This is a genomic window from Allobosea sp. P4_C6 (assembly GCF_056402015.1).
This window is the reverse complement of sequence record NZ_JBFUIF010000030.1, coordinates 13,926-30,356: the sequence shown is the minus strand read 5'-3', so window position 1 is coordinate 30,356 and position 16,431 is coordinate 13,926. Positions and strand designations below refer to the sequence as shown.

The window sequence follows — 16,431 nt, the reverse complement described above, 5'->3', positions numbered from 1 at the left end:
CCTCCCGAATCCGCGCGCACCGTGGCGGCTCGCCGCCGCAGCGTCAATGCCATGGCGCTTGCCGCTGGCGCGGCCTCGGCACAAGCTGCTTGCTTCTCCGGCGGGTGAAGTGGCACAGCGACGGCATGCTCGGTTTCAGTAATCTGGACGTGATCGCCCTGGCGTTCTTCGCCGCCTCCTGGATCGGCTATCACTATGCCGTCGAACTCGGCCCTCATGCGGCCAAGACGCTCAACATGCGGATGAACCTGCGCCGCGCCAGCTGGATCAACGAATCGATGAAGCGGGAGAACCGCATCGTCGACACCCAGGTGATGAACGGCCTGCAGAACGGCACCGCCTTCTTTGCTTCGACCTCGCTGATCGCCATCGGCGGCACGCTCGCCCTGCTGCAATCGACCGACCGCGTCGTCGCCATCTTCTCCGACCTGCCCTTCGTCCCGGTGACGCAGCGCGCGGTCTGGGAAATGAAGGTGATCGGCCTCGCCGGTGTCTTCGGCTATGCCTTCTTCAAATTCGCCTGGAGTTACCGCCTGTTCAATTATTGCGTCATCCTGCTCGGCGCCCTGCCGCCTGCATCGGGGCGCAACGAGATCGCGGCGGCCCATGCCGTGCATGAGACGATCGAGATGAACATCGCCGCCGGCCGCCACTTCAATCGTGGCCAGCGCGCCTTCTTCTTCGCGCTCGCCTATCTCGGCTGGTTCCTCGGGCCGGTCACCTTCCTGGCCTTCACCGGCGCGGTGCTGGTCGCGATGTATCGGCGCCAGTTCGCCTCAGACGCCGCACGCGTCTTCAACTATCCGGGCCAGTCATGAGCATCGACCCCGAAGCGATCGAGAGCACGATCCTCGCACTGCTGGAGCAACAGGGTCCGGGCCGCACTGTGGCGCCGATGGATGTCGCCCGCACGCTCGGCAGCGATCATCCCGACGACTGGGGCCCGCTGATGCAGCCGGTTCGTCGCGCGGCGGTGAAGCTGATGAAGGAAGGCCGGCTGCAGATCACCCGCAAGGGCCGGCCGGTCGATCCCGACGATTTTCGCGGCGTCTACAGGCTGTCCCTGCCTGCTGACGCCGCCTGACGTCACGGCCCCGGGAAGAGCTCGTCACTATAGCCCGCCAAACGATAGGCGAGCAGCCCGACCCATTCCTTGAAGCCGTTATCGGCGATCTCGAGCGCCCTGTGCGCCCGGCTATAGGGCCGAATGAAATCGTCGGGCTCGCCTTTGGACCAGTAGTCGACGGGAAAGGCCTCGACCGGAAACCCCGCCTTCCGGAACACGCCGATCGAGCGCGGCATATGCCAGGCCGAAGTCACCAGAAGCCAGCGCTCGCCCGGCTTCGGATCGACGAGGCGGCGGGTGAAGGTCGCGTTCTCGCGCGTGTTGCGTGACTTGTCTTCGAGAACCAGCCGCTTGGGATCGAGCCCGAGCCCTTCGAACAGCAGCTTGGCGCCGTCGGCCTCGGTCTCCGTCGCCTCCGAGATCAGATTGGCGGCTCCGCCCGTGAAGACCAGCTTCGCTTCGGGATGCAGCCGCGCGAGCTCCACCGCCTTGGTCATGCGCGATGCCGCTGAGTTCAGCACGACATCGCCTCGCGCGACGCCGACCGCTCCGCCCAGCACGACAATACCCGTGACCGGCCCCTTCGCCGCATCCTGCTGCGGGAAGCGATCCTCCAGCGGCCGGATGATCGCGCGTGGCAGCGGGCTGAACGCCATCAACCCGAGCGCAAGCACCGACAGCAGGCCGAGCCAGCGCGCGGCACGGGCAAAGCGCGTGAAGGCAAGCAGCGCGGACAGCCCCGCGAGGAGGATGACGAAGTTGACCGGCGAGAACACGAACCAGACGAGCTTGGACAGGACGAAGAACATCAGGGGCTCGCAGGACCGGGGATTGACGGGACATCACCGCCCTCGCCCGTATAGCCGCAGGCTGAAGCGGCGCTCCAGCATTTTCCAAGCCAGGCCATCGGCCCCGCGCTCACGAAAGCGCCAGGCGCATCCCTCGATCGCTGCGGTTTCGTGGAAAAGGCGTGTCATCCCGGACGGAGCAAAGCGCAGATCCGGGACCCATGCCGGACGTTCCCTCGGACCCCGCTCTGGCATGGATCCCGGGTCACGCCCGGGATGACGGCGTGGTTCCGTGCAGAATCGGCACGCCCTAACGGATGATTTGCGGTGGCGATTGCGGCCGGCGCGCCGTCTGAGGGAGCGCTTTGGCGAGCTCGATGGCGCGCTCGGCGGCCTCGCGAAGCTCGCAGCCGGCCTGGCGTCCAGCCTGCAGGGTTGCGCTCTGCGTAGCACCGTAGAAGGCGCATTTCTGCGCGACATAGCTTTCCCAGGCCAGTTGCACGGCAGCCAGCCGGCTACGCTGGCTGGCATCGAGCGAGCGTCCAGTCGCCTGCAGGGCAAGCGTGAGACGCTCACGCCAGGCGGCCTCCTCGCGCCGGGCGCAGCCCGCCTCCGCGCCGCGCGGATCGCTGCTGGCCGCACGGACACAGGAAACGGCCACCGTGCCGATGCAGGCCGAAGGCGATGCGCCATTGTCGCGCAGGCAACCCGCGAGCGACGACAGGTCGGTGCGCAGGGTCGGCGCGTCCTGGGCCGCCACGGAAGTGGCGGCAACGAGAGAGCATACGAGCAGGACCGCGCGAAAAGCGTTCATGCGCTCATCATGACAGCGCCGCCGCCCGGATCAAGCGCCGCGGCGAGACCTCACGTGATCGGCAACGGCAATGCCGCCTGCGCTGCCGGACGGGCAAACAGCGTTTGGTACCAACGCTGTACCGCCGGCCGCTCGATTCGCTCGACCGGCATGTTGAGCCAGCGATGCGCACCGCAGCCGACCGTGATGTCGGCAACGCCGAAACGCTCGCCGGACAGGAACGGCCGGTCGGCCAGTTGCGCCTCGAGGATTGCCATCAGCTCCTCGGCCCGCTTCACGCCCTTCGCGATCACCTCTGGATCGGTATGGCCCGGCACCTTGCGCACCACGCCCCAAAGCACGGGCGCCAGGGCCGGCTGAAGCTCGGACAGCATCCAATCCATCCAGCGCTCGGCCTCGGCTCGCCGCGCTGGATCTTCCTCCGCTATCGTCGCGGCGCCGTGGCGGACCGCCAGATAGCGCACGATGGTGTTCGACTCCCACAGCTTGAAAGCGCCGTCCTCGATCACCGGAATCTGCCCATTGGGATTCATCGCGCGGAATTCCGCCGTATCGAGCCCGCCGAACGGCCCGCCGACATCGATGCGCTCGAACGCCTGCCCGACCTCGCCAGCCGCCCATACGACCTTCTGGACATTGACGGAGCTCAACCGCCCCCAGATCTTCAGCATGACCAGATCCTGCCTTCGCTCACGCGAATTCCATGATGACGGCGTCGACGGCGAGCGAATCGCCTTCCTTCGCCAGGATCTTGGCGATGGTGACGTCCTTCTCGGCGCGCAGGACGTTCTCCATCTTCATCGCCTCGACCATGGCCAGCGGCTCGCCCACCTTGACCTCCTGCCCGAGCGTGACCGCGATCGACTTGACCAGCCCCGGCATCGGGCAGAGCAGGAACTTGCCGGTATCGGCCGCGACCTTCTCCGGCATCAACGCCGCCAGCTCGGCCTCGCGCTGCGTGTAGACATTGGCGTTGGCATAGGCGCCGGCATGGCCGAGCGCGACGCCGTTGAGGATCGAGCGCACCTGCGCCGCGACCTTTACCCCGTCGAGCGTGCCGTGCCAGACCGGCTCGCCGGGCACCCAGCCGCTGACGACGCTGACGCTGCGGCCCGGGAAGGCGATGACGACCGCCCCGCCCTGCTCCGTCACCTCGCCCTCGAAGCTTTCAGCCCCGAGCTGGACGATGCGCAGCCGGTCGAAGGAAACCCGGCGCCAGCCCTCCATCTGCTCGGAAACGTTGCGCTTGCGCTGGTTCATACGGTGGTCGCAGGCGATCGCGATCGCCGCCATGCGCAGAGCCGTCTCGGCCCTCGGCGCCGGCAGGGAGAACCCCTCCGGGAACTCCTCGGCGATGAAGCCGGTCGAGAGATTGCCCGCGATCCAGCGCGGGTGCTGCATCAGGGCCGAGACGAAGGGGATGTTGTGGCGGATGCCCTCGATGGCGAAGGCGTCGAGCGCGCGGCCCTGCGCCTTGATCGCCGCCTCGCGCGTCGGCGCATGCGTCACCAGCTTGGCGATCATCGGGTCGTAGTAGATCGAGATCTCGCCGCCCTCGAAGACGCCGGTGTCGTTGCGCACCGTCGCCTCGCCATCCGGCCCCTCCGCCGGCGGCCGATAGGTGACCAGCCGTCCTGTCGAGGGCAGGAAATTGCGCGTCGGATCCTCCGCATAGACGCGGGATTCGACCGCCCAGCCATCGAGCTTCACATCCGCCTGCGAGATCGCGAGCTTCTCGCCATAGGCGACGCGGATCATCTGCTCGACGAGATCGATGCCGGTGACCATCTCCGTCACCGGATGCTCGACCTGCAGCCGCGTGTTCATCTCGAGAAAATAAAAGGACTTGTCCTGCCCGGCGACGAACTCCACCGTGCCGGCGGAGTCGTAGTTCACGGCCTTGGCCAGCGCGACCGCCTGCTCTCCCATCTTGCGGCGCGTCGCCTCGTCGAGCAGCGGCGACGGCGCCTCCTCGACGACCTTCTGGTTGCGGCGCTGGATCGAGCACTCGCGCTCGCCGAGATAGATGACGTTGCCGTGCTTGTCGCCCAGCACCTGGATCTCGATATGGCGGGGGTCGACGATGAACTTCTCGACGAAGACGCGGTCGTCGCCGAAGGAGGATGCGGCTTCGGACTTGGCGCGGGCGAAGCCCTCAGCCACCTCGGCCGAGGAATGGGCGATGCGCATGCCCTTGCCGCCACCGCCGGCCGAGGCCTTGATCATCACGGGATAGCCGATCTCGTCTGCGATCGTGACCGCATGCTCGGGGTTCTCGATGATGCCGAGGAAGCCCGGAACGGTGGAGACATTGGCCGCGGCCGCCGCCTTCTTCGATTCGATCTTGTCGCCCATCGCGGCGATGGCGCCGGGATTGGGGCCGATGAAGACGATGCCGTTATCCTTGAGCGCCCTAGCGAAGGCCTCGCGCTCGGAGAGGAAGCCATAACCCGGATGCACCGCCTCGGCGCCGGTCTGCTTGCAGGCCGCGACGATCTTGTCGATCTGGAGATAGGATTGGGCGGCAGGCGCCTCGCCGATATGGACGGCTTCATCGGCCATCTCGACATGCAGCGCATCGCGATCGGCATCCGAATAGACCGCCACGGTCTTGATGCCCATGCGTCGCGCCGTCTTGATGACCCGGCAGGCGATCTCGCCACGGTTCGCGATCAGAATCTTCGAGAACATCCGCGGCATCTCCCGGCTTCAGACGAACTGCAATAGCCGGGGTCTATGGGATGCCGCAACTGCCGTCCACCAATGCGAAAGTCGGCTACAGGCCAAGCCGTTGTGCAAGGATGCACAGGCCAGGGCGCCGGGCCCTATCAGAGGGAGTGCCTACCCGGCACCGTCATGCCCGGGCCTGACCCGGGCATCTCGCGCAGGAAGGGCCTCCCTCTTCCGGCCGGAGATTCTCGGGGCAAGCCCGAGAATGACGCCCGGCTCAGCTCGCGAGCAGGACCCGCTGCGCGCCGCCGCTGGCGGCCCGCGCCACATCCTTCGCCGCCCCCTTGGCGAAGGCGAAGGCGAGCAGCGCTTCGTCGCAATGCTCGGCTTCACGGGCGATCTCGAAGGCGATGCGTTGCGCCGTCGCGGTCGGCCCTTCGCCGGCCGAGAGCGTCGTCACCAGCCAATGCGCCTTGTCGCGGTCGATCACGCCGGTCGGGCGGTTCTCCCAGACGGCGAAATCGACCACCAGCGCCACCAGGTAATCGCCGTAAGCCTTGCAGCTTTGCGGCACGGCACGATCGAGTGCGATGAGCACATCGATGATGTCGCGTGTCGTGACGATGTCGATCAAGATGTCACGTTGAAGCATCTTGACGTCTTCTTCGTCGATCGCGCGACGATCCATCACGCGATCGACGAATTCACGAAGCTCATGATCCATCATGTTCGAACCCCTGTCCGGCGTTGTTTTGTGCCGGTACGTTCCTGCTGTGGGAACACCATGCACCCCGCCTCGGCAGCAGGTGGTTAACGCGCAAATCTGAACGGATATTCAGGTTAAACAGAGCTGAGTCGTCTTGGTTGCGAGGATCTTACTCACGCCTCGGTGCCACCATCGAAAGCGGGTGCGCATCGCGCGAAACTCGCCTCGCATCGACGCGCGTTTCGCCAGGTCGAAAAGCTATCGTGAAAGTCGCATACGATGCCGCTACGGCGCCCTTGAGCATCGGCCCGAGAAGCGGAATGTGGCTTTCGGAAAGCCCGCGCCAGATCAAAGCCCTACGGCATCAGCCGCATACGGCATTCGGTTCCCTGCTGCAGAGTCTGCTTGTTTTCGCGGAAATGCGAGCCATCCCCGACCGAGCGAAGCGCGGATCCGAAACCATGCCCGAACCTTGAGCGGATGCGCTCCGCCATGGCTCCCGGGTCAAGCCCGGGATGACGCCATGGTTCCGTGCAAAATCAGCGTGCCCTAGGCCGGCACAGGCTCGGCCAATCCCAGCACGCCCGGCAATTCGCCGAACTCCCGCAGCGCATGGCGGGCGCCGAGTGCGACGAGGCTGTCGACCGGCTGGAAGCCCCAGGACACGGCGACGGGCACCACGCCGGCCGCAACTGCCATCTCAATGTCGAAGGAGCTGTCGCCGACCATCGCCGTGCGCTCCGGCGCAGCCCCCGTCTCGGCCATGGCGCGCTGGATCATACCGGGATGCGGCTTGGACGGCGCATCGTCAGCCGACTGCACGGTGTCGAACAGATCCTGCCAGCCATGTCGCTCGACGATGAACTCCGCGCCCTTGCGGGACTTTCCCGTGGCGATGCCGAGCTTCAGCCCGCTGTGCCGCTTTAATTGCGCCAAGGTCTCGGCGACGCCGGGAAACAGCGGCTCGTCGAGCGAGGCATCGGTCTGGGCCTGCAGGCGCATCGCGCCGAAGACCTGCCGGTAGGTGTCGGTCAGCAGATCGTCGGGCTCTTCGAGCCCGGCCAGCCGCGCCATCGCGATGTCCAGCGTCAGCCCGACGATACCGAGTCCGGCCTCGCGCCCCGGATGCGGCCGGCCGCAACGTTTGAAGGTTTCGTACTGCGCGCCGAGGATGATCGCCTCGGAATTGATCAGCGTGCCGTCGAGATCGAAGATGATGAGATCCATGACGGCGCTTTAGCGCAGATAGCCCGCCCAAGCCATTGCAGCCCCGTCATGGCATCGTCCCATCGCCGCGAGGCAGTCCGTCGCCCGGCCGTCAGCCTTTGGCCTCGCGGGCGCAAGCGTCCACGGCCTTGCGCAGATCGGCGCCGTCCAGCCCCTTGGCGCGCGCATCCTTGCGACATTCGGAGCGCTGAGCGAGATCGGGGCGCTTGGCGTTGAAGCAGGCCGTCAGGGCCGCAACCCGCTCCGGTCCCTCCAGCTTGCGCGCATCGACTTCATCCTTGCAGGCGGTCCGCGCCGCCACCGCCGTCGGCTTGCCGTCGCGCGTGACGCCGTCCTGCGCATAAAGCCGCACGCCCGGAAACTTCGCCTGCATGCACAGGCGCATGGCGGCGCGCAGATCGTCGCCCGACAGCGCGACATTCTCGGACACGCAATCCTGCCGCGCCTTCGCGCGCTCGGTCCGCGGTATTGGCTCGTCCGAAGTCGCCGCAACGGCCGTGGCCGAGGTGGGTTTCGCCGGCGCGGCGGTCTGCGCCTGTGCGGTCGCGGCAAAACCGAGAAGGAAAGCGGAAACGATCAACACCGAACGCATGGTCAGCCCCCTGAAATGACGAGAACATAGTTAGAACAGAAAGCGCTTTGTTCCGCAACTGTTCTCTTACGTTTCGTCAGCTCGGTCCGCGGATCATTCGTCCGGGGCGTTCACGATCGGGTCGTAATGCTCGTCCTCGAAGCCGAGCAGGTTCCAGCTCTGGCGCATATGCGGCGGCAGCGGCGCGCTGACGTCGATCGTGCCCTTGCCGCGCGGATGCGGCAGCACGATCCGCCGCGCCAGCAGGTGCAGCTTGTTCTGGATGCCGCCGGGCAGTTCCCAGTTCTGGATGTTGAAGTATTTGGGGTCGCCGACGATCGGGTGGCCGATATGGGTGGTGTGCGCGCGCAGCTGGTGCGTGCGCCCCGTCACCGGCTTCAGCGACAGCCAGGCGAGTTTCTGCGCCGCAGTCTCGACCACGGCGTAGTAGGTCACGGCATGCATAGCGCCGTCCTCGCCATGCTGGGCGACGGCCATGCGCTGGTCGCCGTCATAGGCCTCCTCGCGCGCGAGATAGGTCGAGATTCGGCCCTGCTTCACGCGCGGCACGCCGACGACCAGCGCCCAGTAGACCTTGCGGGCCGAGCGCGAGCGGAAGGTCTTGGCGAGCGTCGCCGCCGCGAAGCGCGACTTGGCGATGACGAGGCAGCCGGCCGTGTCCTTGTCGAGCCGGTGGACGAGGCGCGGCTTCTGCCCGTCCTTAGCCGTCAGCGCTTCGAGCATCTGATCGACATGGCGCGTCGTGCCCGAGCCGCCCTGCACAGCGAGCCCGGCCGGCTTGTTGAGGACCATAACGTCGTCGTCTTCATAGAGCGTGATCGAGCGCAGGAAGCCGATCGTATCGGCGTCGCCCTTGGCCGAGCGCGGGCGCTCCGACTGCTGCTCCAGCTTCAGCGGCGGGATGCGGATGGTCTGCCCCTCGCTGAGCCGGTCCTTGCTGTCGGCGCGCTTGCCGTCGACGCGCAGCTCGCCCTTCCGGACGATACGCTGGATATGGCTGAACGAAAGCTGCGGGAAGCGCGACTCGAGGAAGCGGTCGATCCGCATCTCGTTCTCGTCCGCCGTCACCACCAGCTGCTGCACGCCGGTGGAGAGCACCTGCGCCGTTTCGGCCTTGACCTGCGCCCGTGTCGGCTTGGGGGGCTCCTCCGTGCGCCGCACGCTTGGTGCCCGCTGCGCACGCTCCTCGCCCGCCGCCGGTCGTGCCGCCGCCCGCCGCCGCGCATCATGGCTCGGCCGCTTGCCGCGGGGCGCGCCCGCGGATGGCGGCTTGCCCCCGCGCGCGGAGCCTCCGGTGCCCTTGCTGCCCGGGCCTTTGCCGCCCGGGCCTTTGCCGCCCGTGCCTTTGCCGCCAGCCCTCATGACAGCCCCCGCACGACAGCCAACCCGCCGGCCAGCGCCGCTAGCGACACCACGACCGAACCGATCACATAGATGGCCGCCAGCATCGCGTCGCCGCGCTCCCAGAGCAGCACGGCATCGAGCGAGAACGCCGAGAAGGTTGTGAAGCCGCCCAGGATGCCGGTGGCGAGGAACAGGCGCAGATCCTGCGGCGCGCCCTCCCCGGCCCTGAAGGCGAACCAGCCGGCGACCAGCCCCATCAGGCCGGAGCCGAGGATGTTGATGGCCATGGTGCCATAGGGAAAGCCCATGCCGAGCCAGCGCGGTGTAAAGACGTTGACGCCGTGGCGCAGCACGCCGCCGATGCCGGCGCCCAGAAAAACGAGTGAAGTGGAAATCATCCTTGTGGAATAGAGCGGGCTGCCGCCACGCACAAACGAAATCCGCCGCAATTGGCTGCACTTCTCCGCCGGCCTTGCATCGATACGGCGGGGCGGCAGAGGCGGCGGATATGGATGTACGGAGTTTTGCGATCACCGGCGCGTCCCGGCGGCTTCTGCGAGGGATGGCTCTTCTGGCCTTCTGCGTCTCCGGCAGCGCAGTCGCGATAGCCCAACAGGGTAGCGCCTCGGACTGGCCGACCGAGAAATGCAACCGCTACAAAAAGGCTTACGAGCAGTCCTTGAATCGGCAAGGCAAGCAGGGCCTGAGCCCCGACTTCCTGGCCAGCCACGAGGCCTTCCTCGCCTCGAACTGCCAGGCCCGCGCCGAGGTCTGCGCCCGCAGCAAGGAAGAACTCGACCTCGCCAACAGGCTCGTGCTGATGGCGATGAACAGCGGCATGTCCGGTACCTTCCTGCCGTTCAACTGCCGGAAGTGAGGTCCAGGCGGCGTCAACGCCGCCGTTCCCGGTCGAAGCTCGGCGGAGAAACGGGAATCCCGGAATGAGGAATGGTCGGAACAGGCCCGGCCATGACGAGCGTTACCCCTCGCCACGCTCCTGGCGCAGCCGCTCCCAATATTCCAGCCGCTTGCGGATCTCGCGCTCGTAGCCGCGCTCCGGCGGATCGTAGAAGCGCTGCCGGCCCAGCGCGTCCGGCCAGTAGTTCTGCCCGGAAAAGGCGTCCGGCTGGTCGTGGTCATAAGCGTACTCGGCCCCATAGCCCTCCTCGCGCATCAGCTTCGTCGGCGCGTTGAGGATGGTCTTGGGCGGCATGAGCGAACCGCGGTCCTTCGCGATCCGCACTGCCGCCTTGTAGGCGGAATAAGCAGCGTTCGATTTCGGCGCCGTCGCCAGATAGATCACGCAATTGGCCAAAGCGAGCTCGCCCTCCGGCGTGCCGAGCTGCTCATAGGTCTGTGCGGCCGCCCGCGCATGCAGCAGGGCCTGGGGATCGGCGAGCCCGATATCCTCCACCGCCATCCGGACCAGCCGCCGCGCCAGGAAACGCGGGTCTTCGCCGGCATCGAGCATGCGCGCGAAATAATAGAGCGCGGCATCGGGATCGGAGCCGCGGATCGTCTTGTGCAGGGCCGAGATCAGATTGTAGTGGCCGTCCTGCGCCTTGTCGTAGATCGGCGCCCGGCGCTGTATAACCTCCGACAAGCCGGCTTCGTCGAGGATCTCGCCGGGCTTGGCCGCACGCCAGATCTCCTCTGCCAGCGTCAGCACCGCGCGCCCGTCGCCATCGGCGAAGCGCGCGAGCGCCAGCCGCGCTTCCGGCGTCAGCGGCAGCTCCCTGTTCTCCAGCACCTCCGCGCGGCCGAGCAGAAAGAGCAGCGAGCCCTCGTCCAGCGATTTGAAGGTCAGGACGCGCGCCCGCGACAGCAGCGCCGCATTGAGCGCGAAGGACGGGTTCTCAGTCGTCGCGCCGATCAGCGTGATCGTGCCGTCCTCCATGACGGGCAGGAAGGCGTCGAGCTGAGCCCGGTTGAAGCGATGGATCTCGTCGACGAAGAGCAGCGTGCCCTTGCCGCCCAGCCGGCGCCCACGCGCCGCTTCGAACACCCGCTTGAGATCGGCGACGCCGGAGAAGATCGCGCTGATCTGCTCGAAGCCGAGATCGACGAGGCCGGCGAGAAGTCGCGCCACCGTGGTCTTGCCGGTGCCGGGCGGGCCCCAGAAGATCAGGCTGCCGACAGAGCCGGAGGCGACGAGCCGCGTCAGCGCGCCGTCCGGCCCGGTCAGATGCTCCTGCCCGGCGACCTCGGCGAGCGTCGTTGGCCGTAGGCGGTCGGCAAGCGGGCGGGGACCCGACTTGTCGAGCCCCGAGGCGGAGAAGAGATCGCTCATGGCTGGGAACCACAACCGTCATTCCGGGGCGCTGCGGAGCAGCGAGCCCGGAACCCATGAACACGGCTCTTGTTCATCGAAGTCCCCACCGTCCCGCCATTTCCACAATCGTCCGGTGTTCATGGATTCCGGGCTCCTCGCTCCGCGAGGCCCCGGAATGACGGCATGGATCAACCGCGAATCTCACCCCGGGAAGACCGAGGTGATGGTCTGGCCGTTGCGGGAGATGGTCACCTCCCAGGCTCGCTTGCGATCCTTCAGGGCGGTCTCGACCTCGCGCGAATTGGCCATCCGCTCGCCGTTGAGCGCCATGATCAGGTCGCCCTTCTGGAAGCCTATATTGGCGCCGGTGCTGCCGTCCTCGATCTCGCTGACGACGACACCTTCATTGCCGGTGTCGATCGAAAGCTCCTCGGCCAGCGCCGGCGAGAGATTCGCCACCGTCAGGCCCGCGAGCGGGGAACGGCTGGTCAGTTTCACCGCGTCGCGCGGCCGCGTCTCGGGCGCGGCGACGAGCTTGATCGCAATGTCGATCTTCTTGCCGCCGCGCAGCACGGTGAGCGCGGTCGTGCCGCCGATCGGCCTTGTGGCGAAGCGATAGCCGAAAGCTTCCGGATCATCGACCGCGGCGCCGTCGACCGAAAGGACCACGTCGGACCGGCGCAGGCCTGCCTGATCGGCCGGCCCCTTCTCGACGACGCTGGCGACGACCGATCCGGCCGGCCGGTCGAGCCCGAGTCCGTCCGCGACATCGGCGGTCAGGCTCTGCAGACGCGCGCCGAGCCACGGCCGCCGCACGGTCTTGACGCCGGCCTTGGCGCTGTCGACGACAAGACGCACCATCGCCGAGGGAATCGCGAAGCCGATGCCTACGCTGCCGCCCGAGCGCGAATAGATCGCGGTGTTGATGCCGACGACACGCCCCTTCATGTCGACCAGCGCGCCGCCCGAATTGCCGGGATTGATCGCCGCATCGGTCTGGATGAAGGACTGCGCATCGCCCACGCCGATCTGCGTGCGGGCGAGCGCCGATACGATGCCCTGCGTCACCGTCTGGCCGACGCCGAAGGGATTGCCCATGGCGAGCACGATGTCGCCGACCTGGAGTTCGTCGGTATCGGCGAGCTCGATCGCGGACAGGTTCTTGGTGTCGGCGAGCTTCAGCACGGCGAGATCGGTGCGCGGGTCGCGCAGCAGGATCGTGGCCTCGACCTCGCGCTTGTCGGCGAAGGCGACCTTCACCTCGCTCATGTTCTCGATGACGTGGTTGTTGGTCACCACGAGGCCCGCGCCCGCGTCGACCACCACGCCGGAGCCCAGCGAGCGCTGCACCCGCTCGCGCGGCACGCCGAAGCCGCCATCTCCGAAGAAGCGCCGGAAGAAGGGATCGTCCATGAACGGGTTCTGCGGCCGCTTCTCGACGCGCGCCCCGTAGACGTTCACCACCGAGGAAGCCGTGCGCTTCACCAGCGGCGCGAAGGACAGCGTCACCTGCTCGCGCGTCTCGGGGACCTGCCGGGCCTGACCGAGCGCCGGCCAGGGGGCGACTGCCGCCCCCAGCGCGCATGCGAACGCGGCGGCTGCCAGCTTCCTGCGGTTTCCTGCGAAGCGTTCGGTCATGCTGTCCTCATCGTGAAACAAAAAGCCGCCGGCACACGTTGGAAATGAACCGACGTGCAGCGTCCTTCATATACCCATCTCGACGCGCCGCGGTTCCGAACCGACATGTCGTGCAACTCCGCGGGCTTCGCAAGCCGCCAGGGACATATCTCATGAGCCTGACCCGGCTTGTCTACGCCAGCCACAGCCTCCTCGACGACTCCGGCCGACGCGCGGAACTCGACAGAATGCTGGCGAGCGCCCGTCGCTCCAACCAGGAAAACCGGGTCACCGGGTTCCTGCTCGTCACGCGAAATGCGTTTGCGCAGGTGCTGGAGGGCGAGATTTCCCATGTGCGGGAAACCTACGGCCGCATCATGGCGGATCCGCGCCATACCGATCTGCGCATATTGGAAGAAAGGCCGATTGTGGAGCGGCTCTTCTCGGGCTGGGCGATGGGCGTCGCCGAGCATGACGAGACCACGCATTTCATCTTCGGGCTCTACGGCGTGACACCCGACAACGACCTTCCGACGCAGCCCGTCGATGCGCTCCTCGACCTCGCCGGAGAACTCGCCCGCCGGCCTGCCTGAGAGATTTCACGCCGACGCGCCACACAGCCAAAAAGAAAGGGCGGCCCGAAGACCGCCCTTTCCGAAATCGAACCGAACAGAGGCCGATCAGGCCGCTTCGTCTTCCGCCGTGAACACCGGACCGGAGTCCTTGCCCTTGGCGTCGACGTCGCGGTCGACGAACTCGATGATCGCCATCGGAGCGTTGTCGCCGAAGCGGAAGCCCGCCTTCATGATGCGGAGATAGCCGCCGTTGCGCTCCTTGTAGCGCGGCCCGAGCACGGCGAAGAGCTTGGCGACGAGGGCGACATCCTTGATCTGCGAGATCGCCTGGCGGCGGGCGTGCAGGTCGCCGCGCTTGCCGAGCGTGATGAGCTTCTCGACGACCGGACGCAGGTCCTTCGCCTTCGGCAGCGTGGTGGTGATCTGCTCGTGCTTGATCAGGGCCTGGGCCATGTTCGCGAACATCGCCTGGCGATGCTCGGCCGTGCGGTTGAAACGGCGGCCGCGGAATCCGTGACGCATTGTTTGGCTCCTTCGTTGCTTACGGCCGCCGTGCCACGGAACGGCCGTTCCTTATGCTCCGGCTCGCATGAGCCGGGCGGGATGGCGCGGGATGCCTCCCGCGCCGGTTGAGGCTCAGTAGTGCTCCTCGAAGCGCTTGGCGAGCTCTTCGATGTTCTCCGGCGGCCAGCCCTGGACGTCCATGCCCAGATGCAGGCCCATGGTCGCCAGCACTTCCTTGATCTCGTTCAGCGACTTGCGGCCGAAGTTCGGGGTGCGCAGCATCTCGCCCTCGGACTTCTGGATGAGGTCGCCGATATAGACGATGTTGTCGTTCTTCAGGCAGTTCGCCGAACGCACAGAGAGCTCGAGTTCGTCGACCTTCTTGAGCAGCGCCGGGTTGAAAGGCAGCTGCGGCGCGGTCGAGACGGCCTCTTCCTTGCGCGGCTCCTCGAAGGTGATGAAGACGGCGAGCTGGTCCTGCAGGATGCGGGCGGCGAGCGCCAGCGCGTCCTCGGGGGTGACCGAGCCGTTGGTCTCGATCTGGAGGGTCAACGAATCCTTGTCGAGGTTCTGGCCCTCGCGGGTGTTCTCGACGCGGTAGGAAACCTTCTTGACCGGCGAGTACAGGCTGTCGACCGGGATCAGGCCGATCGGCGCGTCCTCGGGACGGTTCTGCTCGGCCGGGACGTAGCCCTTGCCGGTGTTGACCGTAAACTCCATCCGGATCTCGGCCCCATCGTCCAGCGTGCAGAGCACGAGGTCGGGGTTGAGGATCGAGACGTCGCCGATGGTGTTGATGTCGCCGGCGGTGACGGTGCCCGGGCCCGACTTGCGCAGGGTCATGCGCTTCGGTCCCTCGCCCTGCATCTTGACCGCGACGGCCTTGATGTTGAGGACGATGTCGGTGACGTCCTCGCGGACACCCGGAATCGAGGAGAACTCGTGCAGCACGCCGTCGATCTGGACGGCGGTGACGGCCGCGCCCTGGAGCGAGGACAGCAGCACGCGACGGAGCGCATTGCCGAGCGTCATGCCGAAGCCGCGCTCGAGCGGACGCGCGATCACGGTGGCCTGACGTTTCGGGTCGTCTCCGACCTTGACTTCGAGCTTGTTCGGCTTGGAAAGATCCTGCCAGTTCTTGCTGATCACGACCGCACTCCTGGTGCTGAATTCATCTGGCGGCCACCGCCGCCCCGGACAGGCGCCCGCCCCTGCGGGCGCCTCGTGCAATGGTCAGACGTCAGACGCGACGGCGCTTGCGCGGACGGCAACCATTGTGCGGGATCGGCGTGACGTCGCGGATCGAGGTCACGGTGAAACCCGCGGCCTGCAGTGCGCGCAGCGCCGATTCGCGGCCCGAACCCGGACCCGTCACCTCGACCTCGAGGGTGCGCATGCCGTGCTCGGCAGCCTTGCGGGCGGCGTCTTCGGCGGCGACCTGCGCGGCATAAGGGGTCGACTTGCGCGAACCCTTGAAGCCCATCGTGCCGGCCGAGGACCACGAGATCGTGTTGCCCTGCGCGTCGGTGATGGTGATCATGGTGTTGTTGAACGAGGCGTTCACATGCGCGACGCCGGAGACGATGTTCTTGCGTTCGCGACGACGGACGCGCTGGGCTTCCTTAGCCATATCTCTTCTTCCATCCTTCAGGCGCGCCCGTCATGCCAGGCGCTGGGGATGCCGGCCGCCCGATACGGGTCAGCCGGCGTAAATACAGCGGGCCGGTTAGCCGGCCCGCCGAAACTCACTTCTTCTTGCCGGCGATCGGCTTCGCCTTACCCTTGCGGGTGCGGGCGTTGGTGTGCGTGCGCTGGCCGCGGACCGGCAGCGAGCGGCGATGGCGCAGGCCGCGATAGCAGCCAAGGTCCATCAGGCGCTTGATGTTCATCGAGACTTCACGGCGCAGATCGCCCTCGACGAGATAGTCGCGGTCGATCGCCTCACGGATCTGAAGCACTTCGGCGTCGGTCAGCTGGTTGACGCGGCGCTCGGCGGCGATGCCGACCTTCTCGCAGATCTCCTGAGCCTTGGCCGAACCAATGCCGTGGATGTACTGAAGGCCGATGACGACGCGCTTGCCGGTCGGAATGTTAACGCCCGCGATACGAGCCATGGTCTCATCTCCATGTCGGCCGGCATGCCCGATGGCACTCCGGCGGTGGGAAAAAATCCTGCGTCCGGTGGAGGCCGGCTCATGCAGGACGTTGAACGGCTCCACGCAGTAACGCGACGTCGCCCCCTCTCGCGAGGGTAAC

19 protein-coding genes are annotated in these 16,431 nt (G+C 66.8%); 4 read left to right on the top strand and 15 right to left on the bottom strand.

What is annotated here, in order from left to right; genetic code table 11:
- Positions 1-125 precede the first annotated feature (125 nt).
- Entirely contained in the window at positions 126-818 is a 693-nt protein-coding gene (locus tag AC1DVA_RS19675; protein WP_265053751.1) for a DUF599 domain-containing protein, read from the top strand.
- The gene (locus AC1DVA_RS19670; protein WP_265053752.1) at positions 815-1,084 is read left to right on the top strand and encodes a DUF3253 domain-containing protein; all 270 of its coding nucleotides are present in this window, start codon (positions 815-817) and stop codon (positions 1,082-1,084) included. The genes AC1DVA_RS19675 and AC1DVA_RS19670 overlap by 4 nt, the downstream gene beginning before the upstream one ends.
- Before the next feature lie 2 nt (positions 1,085-1,086).
- Here AC1DVA_RS19670 and AC1DVA_RS19665 read toward each other — a convergent pair whose 3' ends face one another.
- From AC1DVA_RS19665 to crcB, 9 genes are all read right to left on the bottom strand, one after another.
- A complete protein-coding gene (locus tag AC1DVA_RS19665; protein WP_476806965.1) occupies positions 1,087-1,875 on the bottom strand; it encodes a YdcF family protein in 789 nt (262 codons plus the stop codon).
- A gap of 289 nt (positions 1,876-2,164) precedes the next feature.
- Positions 2,165-2,668: a lysozyme inhibitor LprI family protein gene (locus AC1DVA_RS19660; protein ID WP_476806964.1), complete on the bottom strand. Its 504-nt coding sequence runs from the start codon at positions 2,666-2,668 to the stop codon at positions 2,165-2,167.
- Between the two features lie 50 nt (positions 2,669-2,718).
- Positions 2,719-3,339, bottom strand: a complete 621-nt coding sequence (locus tag AC1DVA_RS19655) for a glutathione S-transferase family protein (protein ID WP_476806963.1) — start codon at positions 3,337-3,339, stop codon at positions 2,719-2,721.
- A gap of 19 nt (positions 3,340-3,358) precedes the next feature.
- Positions 3,359-5,359, bottom strand: coding sequence for an acetyl-CoA carboxylase biotin carboxylase subunit (locus AC1DVA_RS19650; RefSeq protein WP_265053756.1), 2,001 nt, complete (start codon positions 5,357-5,359; stop codon positions 3,359-3,361).
- Positions 5,360-5,615: 256 nt separating this feature from the next.
- Positions 5,616-6,065 carry a hypothetical protein gene (locus AC1DVA_RS19645; protein ID WP_476806962.1) on the bottom strand — a complete coding sequence of 150 codons (450 nt, stop codon included), beginning with the start codon at positions 6,063-6,065 and terminating at the stop codon, positions 5,616-5,618.
- A 528-nt stretch (positions 6,066-6,593) separates the two neighbouring features.
- Positions 6,594-7,271, bottom strand: coding sequence for an HAD-IA family hydrolase (locus tag AC1DVA_RS19640; protein WP_265053758.1), 678 nt, complete (start codon positions 7,269-7,271; stop codon positions 6,594-6,596).
- Positions 7,272-7,362: 91 nt separating this feature from the next.
- Entirely contained in the window at positions 7,363-7,863 is a 501-nt protein-coding gene (locus AC1DVA_RS19635; protein ID WP_476806961.1) for a hypothetical protein, read from the bottom strand.
- 93 nt (positions 7,864-7,956) lie between these two features.
- On the bottom strand, positions 7,957-9,225 hold the full coding sequence (locus tag AC1DVA_RS19630; RefSeq protein WP_265053760.1) for an RluA family pseudouridine synthase: 1,269 nt from the start codon (positions 9,223-9,225) through the stop codon (positions 7,957-7,959).
- Positions 9,222-9,605 (bottom strand): fluoride efflux transporter CrcB, encoded by a 384-nt coding sequence (crcB, locus tag AC1DVA_RS19625; protein ID WP_265053761.1) that lies wholly within the window; start codon positions 9,603-9,605, stop codon positions 9,222-9,224. Before crcB ends, AC1DVA_RS19630 begins: the two co-directional genes overlap by 4 nt.
- 164 nt (positions 9,606-9,769) lie before the next feature.
- On the opposite strand from crcB, the gene AC1DVA_RS19620 reads away from it, so the two are divergent.
- Positions 9,770-10,084 carry a hypothetical protein gene (locus AC1DVA_RS19620; RefSeq protein ID WP_265053762.1) on the top strand — a complete coding sequence of 105 codons (315 nt, stop codon included), beginning with the start codon at positions 9,770-9,772 and terminating at the stop codon, positions 10,082-10,084.
- Positions 10,085-10,186: 102 nt separating this feature from the next.
- Here AC1DVA_RS19620 and AC1DVA_RS19615 read toward each other — a convergent pair whose 3' ends face one another.
- Together AC1DVA_RS19615 and AC1DVA_RS19610 are read right to left on the bottom strand one after the other, a co-directional pair.
- Positions 10,187-11,497, bottom strand: coding sequence for a replication-associated recombination protein A (locus AC1DVA_RS19615; protein WP_476806960.1), 1,311 nt, complete (start codon positions 11,495-11,497; stop codon positions 10,187-10,189).
- A 183-nt stretch (positions 11,498-11,680) separates the two neighbouring features.
- Positions 11,681-13,117, bottom strand: coding sequence for a DegQ family serine endoprotease (locus AC1DVA_RS19610; protein ID WP_265053764.1), 1,437 nt, complete (start codon positions 13,115-13,117; stop codon positions 11,681-11,683).
- Between the two features lie 152 nt (positions 13,118-13,269).
- On the opposite strand from AC1DVA_RS19610, the gene AC1DVA_RS19605 reads away from it, so the two are divergent.
- Positions 13,270-13,689 (top strand): BLUF domain-containing protein, encoded by a 420-nt coding sequence (locus tag AC1DVA_RS19605; protein WP_265053765.1) that lies wholly within the window; start codon positions 13,270-13,272, stop codon positions 13,687-13,689.
- Positions 13,690-13,776: 87 nt separating this feature from the next.
- On the opposite strand, the gene rplQ is transcribed toward AC1DVA_RS19605, so the two are convergent.
- From rplQ to rpsM, 4 genes are all read right to left on the bottom strand, one after another.
- On the bottom strand, positions 13,777-14,193 hold the full coding sequence (gene rplQ, locus AC1DVA_RS19600; protein WP_265053766.1) for a 50S ribosomal protein L17: 417 nt from the start codon (positions 14,191-14,193) through the stop codon (positions 13,777-13,779).
- A 114-nt stretch (positions 14,194-14,307) separates the two neighbouring features.
- The gene (locus AC1DVA_RS19595) at positions 14,308-15,324 is read right to left on the bottom strand and encodes a DNA-directed RNA polymerase subunit alpha (protein WP_265053767.1); all 1,017 of its coding nucleotides are present in this window, start codon (positions 15,322-15,324) and stop codon (positions 14,308-14,310) included.
- A gap of 91 nt (positions 15,325-15,415) precedes the next feature.
- Positions 15,416-15,805 carry a 30S ribosomal protein S11 gene (gene rpsK / locus AC1DVA_RS19590; RefSeq protein ID WP_043237079.1) on the bottom strand — a complete coding sequence of 130 codons (390 nt, stop codon included), beginning with the start codon at positions 15,803-15,805 and terminating at the stop codon, positions 15,416-15,418.
- A gap of 115 nt (positions 15,806-15,920) precedes the next feature.
- Positions 15,921-16,289: a 30S ribosomal protein S13 gene (gene rpsM / locus AC1DVA_RS19585; protein WP_265053768.1), complete on the bottom strand. Its 369-nt coding sequence runs from the start codon at positions 16,287-16,289 to the stop codon at positions 15,921-15,923.
- Positions 16,290-16,431: the final 142 nt, after the last annotated feature.

Coding starts and splice junctions, on each gene's coding strand:
- AC1DVA_RS19650 (WP_265053756.1), bottom strand. CDS start 5,359: ATGTTCTCGAAGATTCTGATCGCGAACCGTGGCGAGATCGCCTGCCGG.
- crcB (WP_265053761.1), bottom strand. CDS start 9,605: ATGATTTCCACTTCACTCGTTTTTCTGGGCGCCGGCATCGGCGGCGTG.
- AC1DVA_RS19660 (WP_476806964.1), bottom strand. CDS start 2,668: ATGAACGCTTTTCGCGCGGTCCTGCTCGTATGCTCTCTCGTTGCCGCC.
- AC1DVA_RS19675 (WP_265053751.1), top strand. CDS start 126: ATGCTCGGTTTCAGTAATCTGGACGTGATCGCCCTGGCGTTCTTCGCC.
- AC1DVA_RS19630 (WP_265053760.1), bottom strand. CDS start 9,225: ATGAGGGCTGGCGGCAAAGGCACGGGCGGCAAAGGCCCGGGCGGCAAA.
- AC1DVA_RS19610 (WP_265053764.1), bottom strand. CDS start 13,117: ATGACCGAACGCTTCGCAGGAAACCGCAGGAAGCTGGCAGCCGCCGCG.
- rpsM (WP_265053768.1), bottom strand. CDS start 16,289: ATGGCTCGTATCGCGGGCGTTAACATTCCGACCGGCAAGCGCGTCGTC.
- AC1DVA_RS19640 (WP_265053758.1), bottom strand. CDS start 7,271: ATGGATCTCATCATCTTCGATCTCGACGGCACGCTGATCAATTCCGAG.
- AC1DVA_RS19670 (WP_265053752.1), top strand. CDS start 815: ATGAGCATCGACCCCGAAGCGATCGAGAGCACGATCCTCGCACTGCTG.
- AC1DVA_RS19605 (WP_265053765.1), top strand. CDS start 13,270: ATGAGCCTGACCCGGCTTGTCTACGCCAGCCACAGCCTCCTCGACGAC.
- rplQ (WP_265053766.1), bottom strand. CDS start 14,193: ATGCGTCACGGATTCCGCGGCCGCCGTTTCAACCGCACGGCCGAGCAT.
- AC1DVA_RS19615 (WP_476806960.1), bottom strand. CDS start 11,497: ATGAGCGATCTCTTCTCCGCCTCGGGGCTCGACAAGTCGGGTCCCCGC.
- AC1DVA_RS19645 (WP_476806962.1), bottom strand. CDS start 6,065: ATGATGGATCATGAGCTTCGTGAATTCGTCGATCGCGTGATGGATCGT.
- rpsK (WP_043237079.1), bottom strand. CDS start 15,805: ATGGCTAAGGAAGCCCAGCGCGTCCGTCGTCGCGAACGCAAGAACATC.
- AC1DVA_RS19620 (WP_265053762.1), top strand. CDS start 9,770: ATGGCTCTTCTGGCCTTCTGCGTCTCCGGCAGCGCAGTCGCGATAGCC.
- AC1DVA_RS19665 (WP_476806965.1), bottom strand. CDS start 1,875: ATGTTCTTCGTCCTGTCCAAGCTCGTCTGGTTCGTGTTCTCGCCGGTC.
- AC1DVA_RS19635 (WP_476806961.1), bottom strand. CDS start 7,863: ATGCGTTCGGTGTTGATCGTTTCCGCTTTCCTTCTCGGTTTTGCCGCG.
- AC1DVA_RS19655 (WP_476806963.1), bottom strand. CDS start 3,339: ATGCTGAAGATCTGGGGGCGGTTGAGCTCCGTCAATGTCCAGAAGGTC.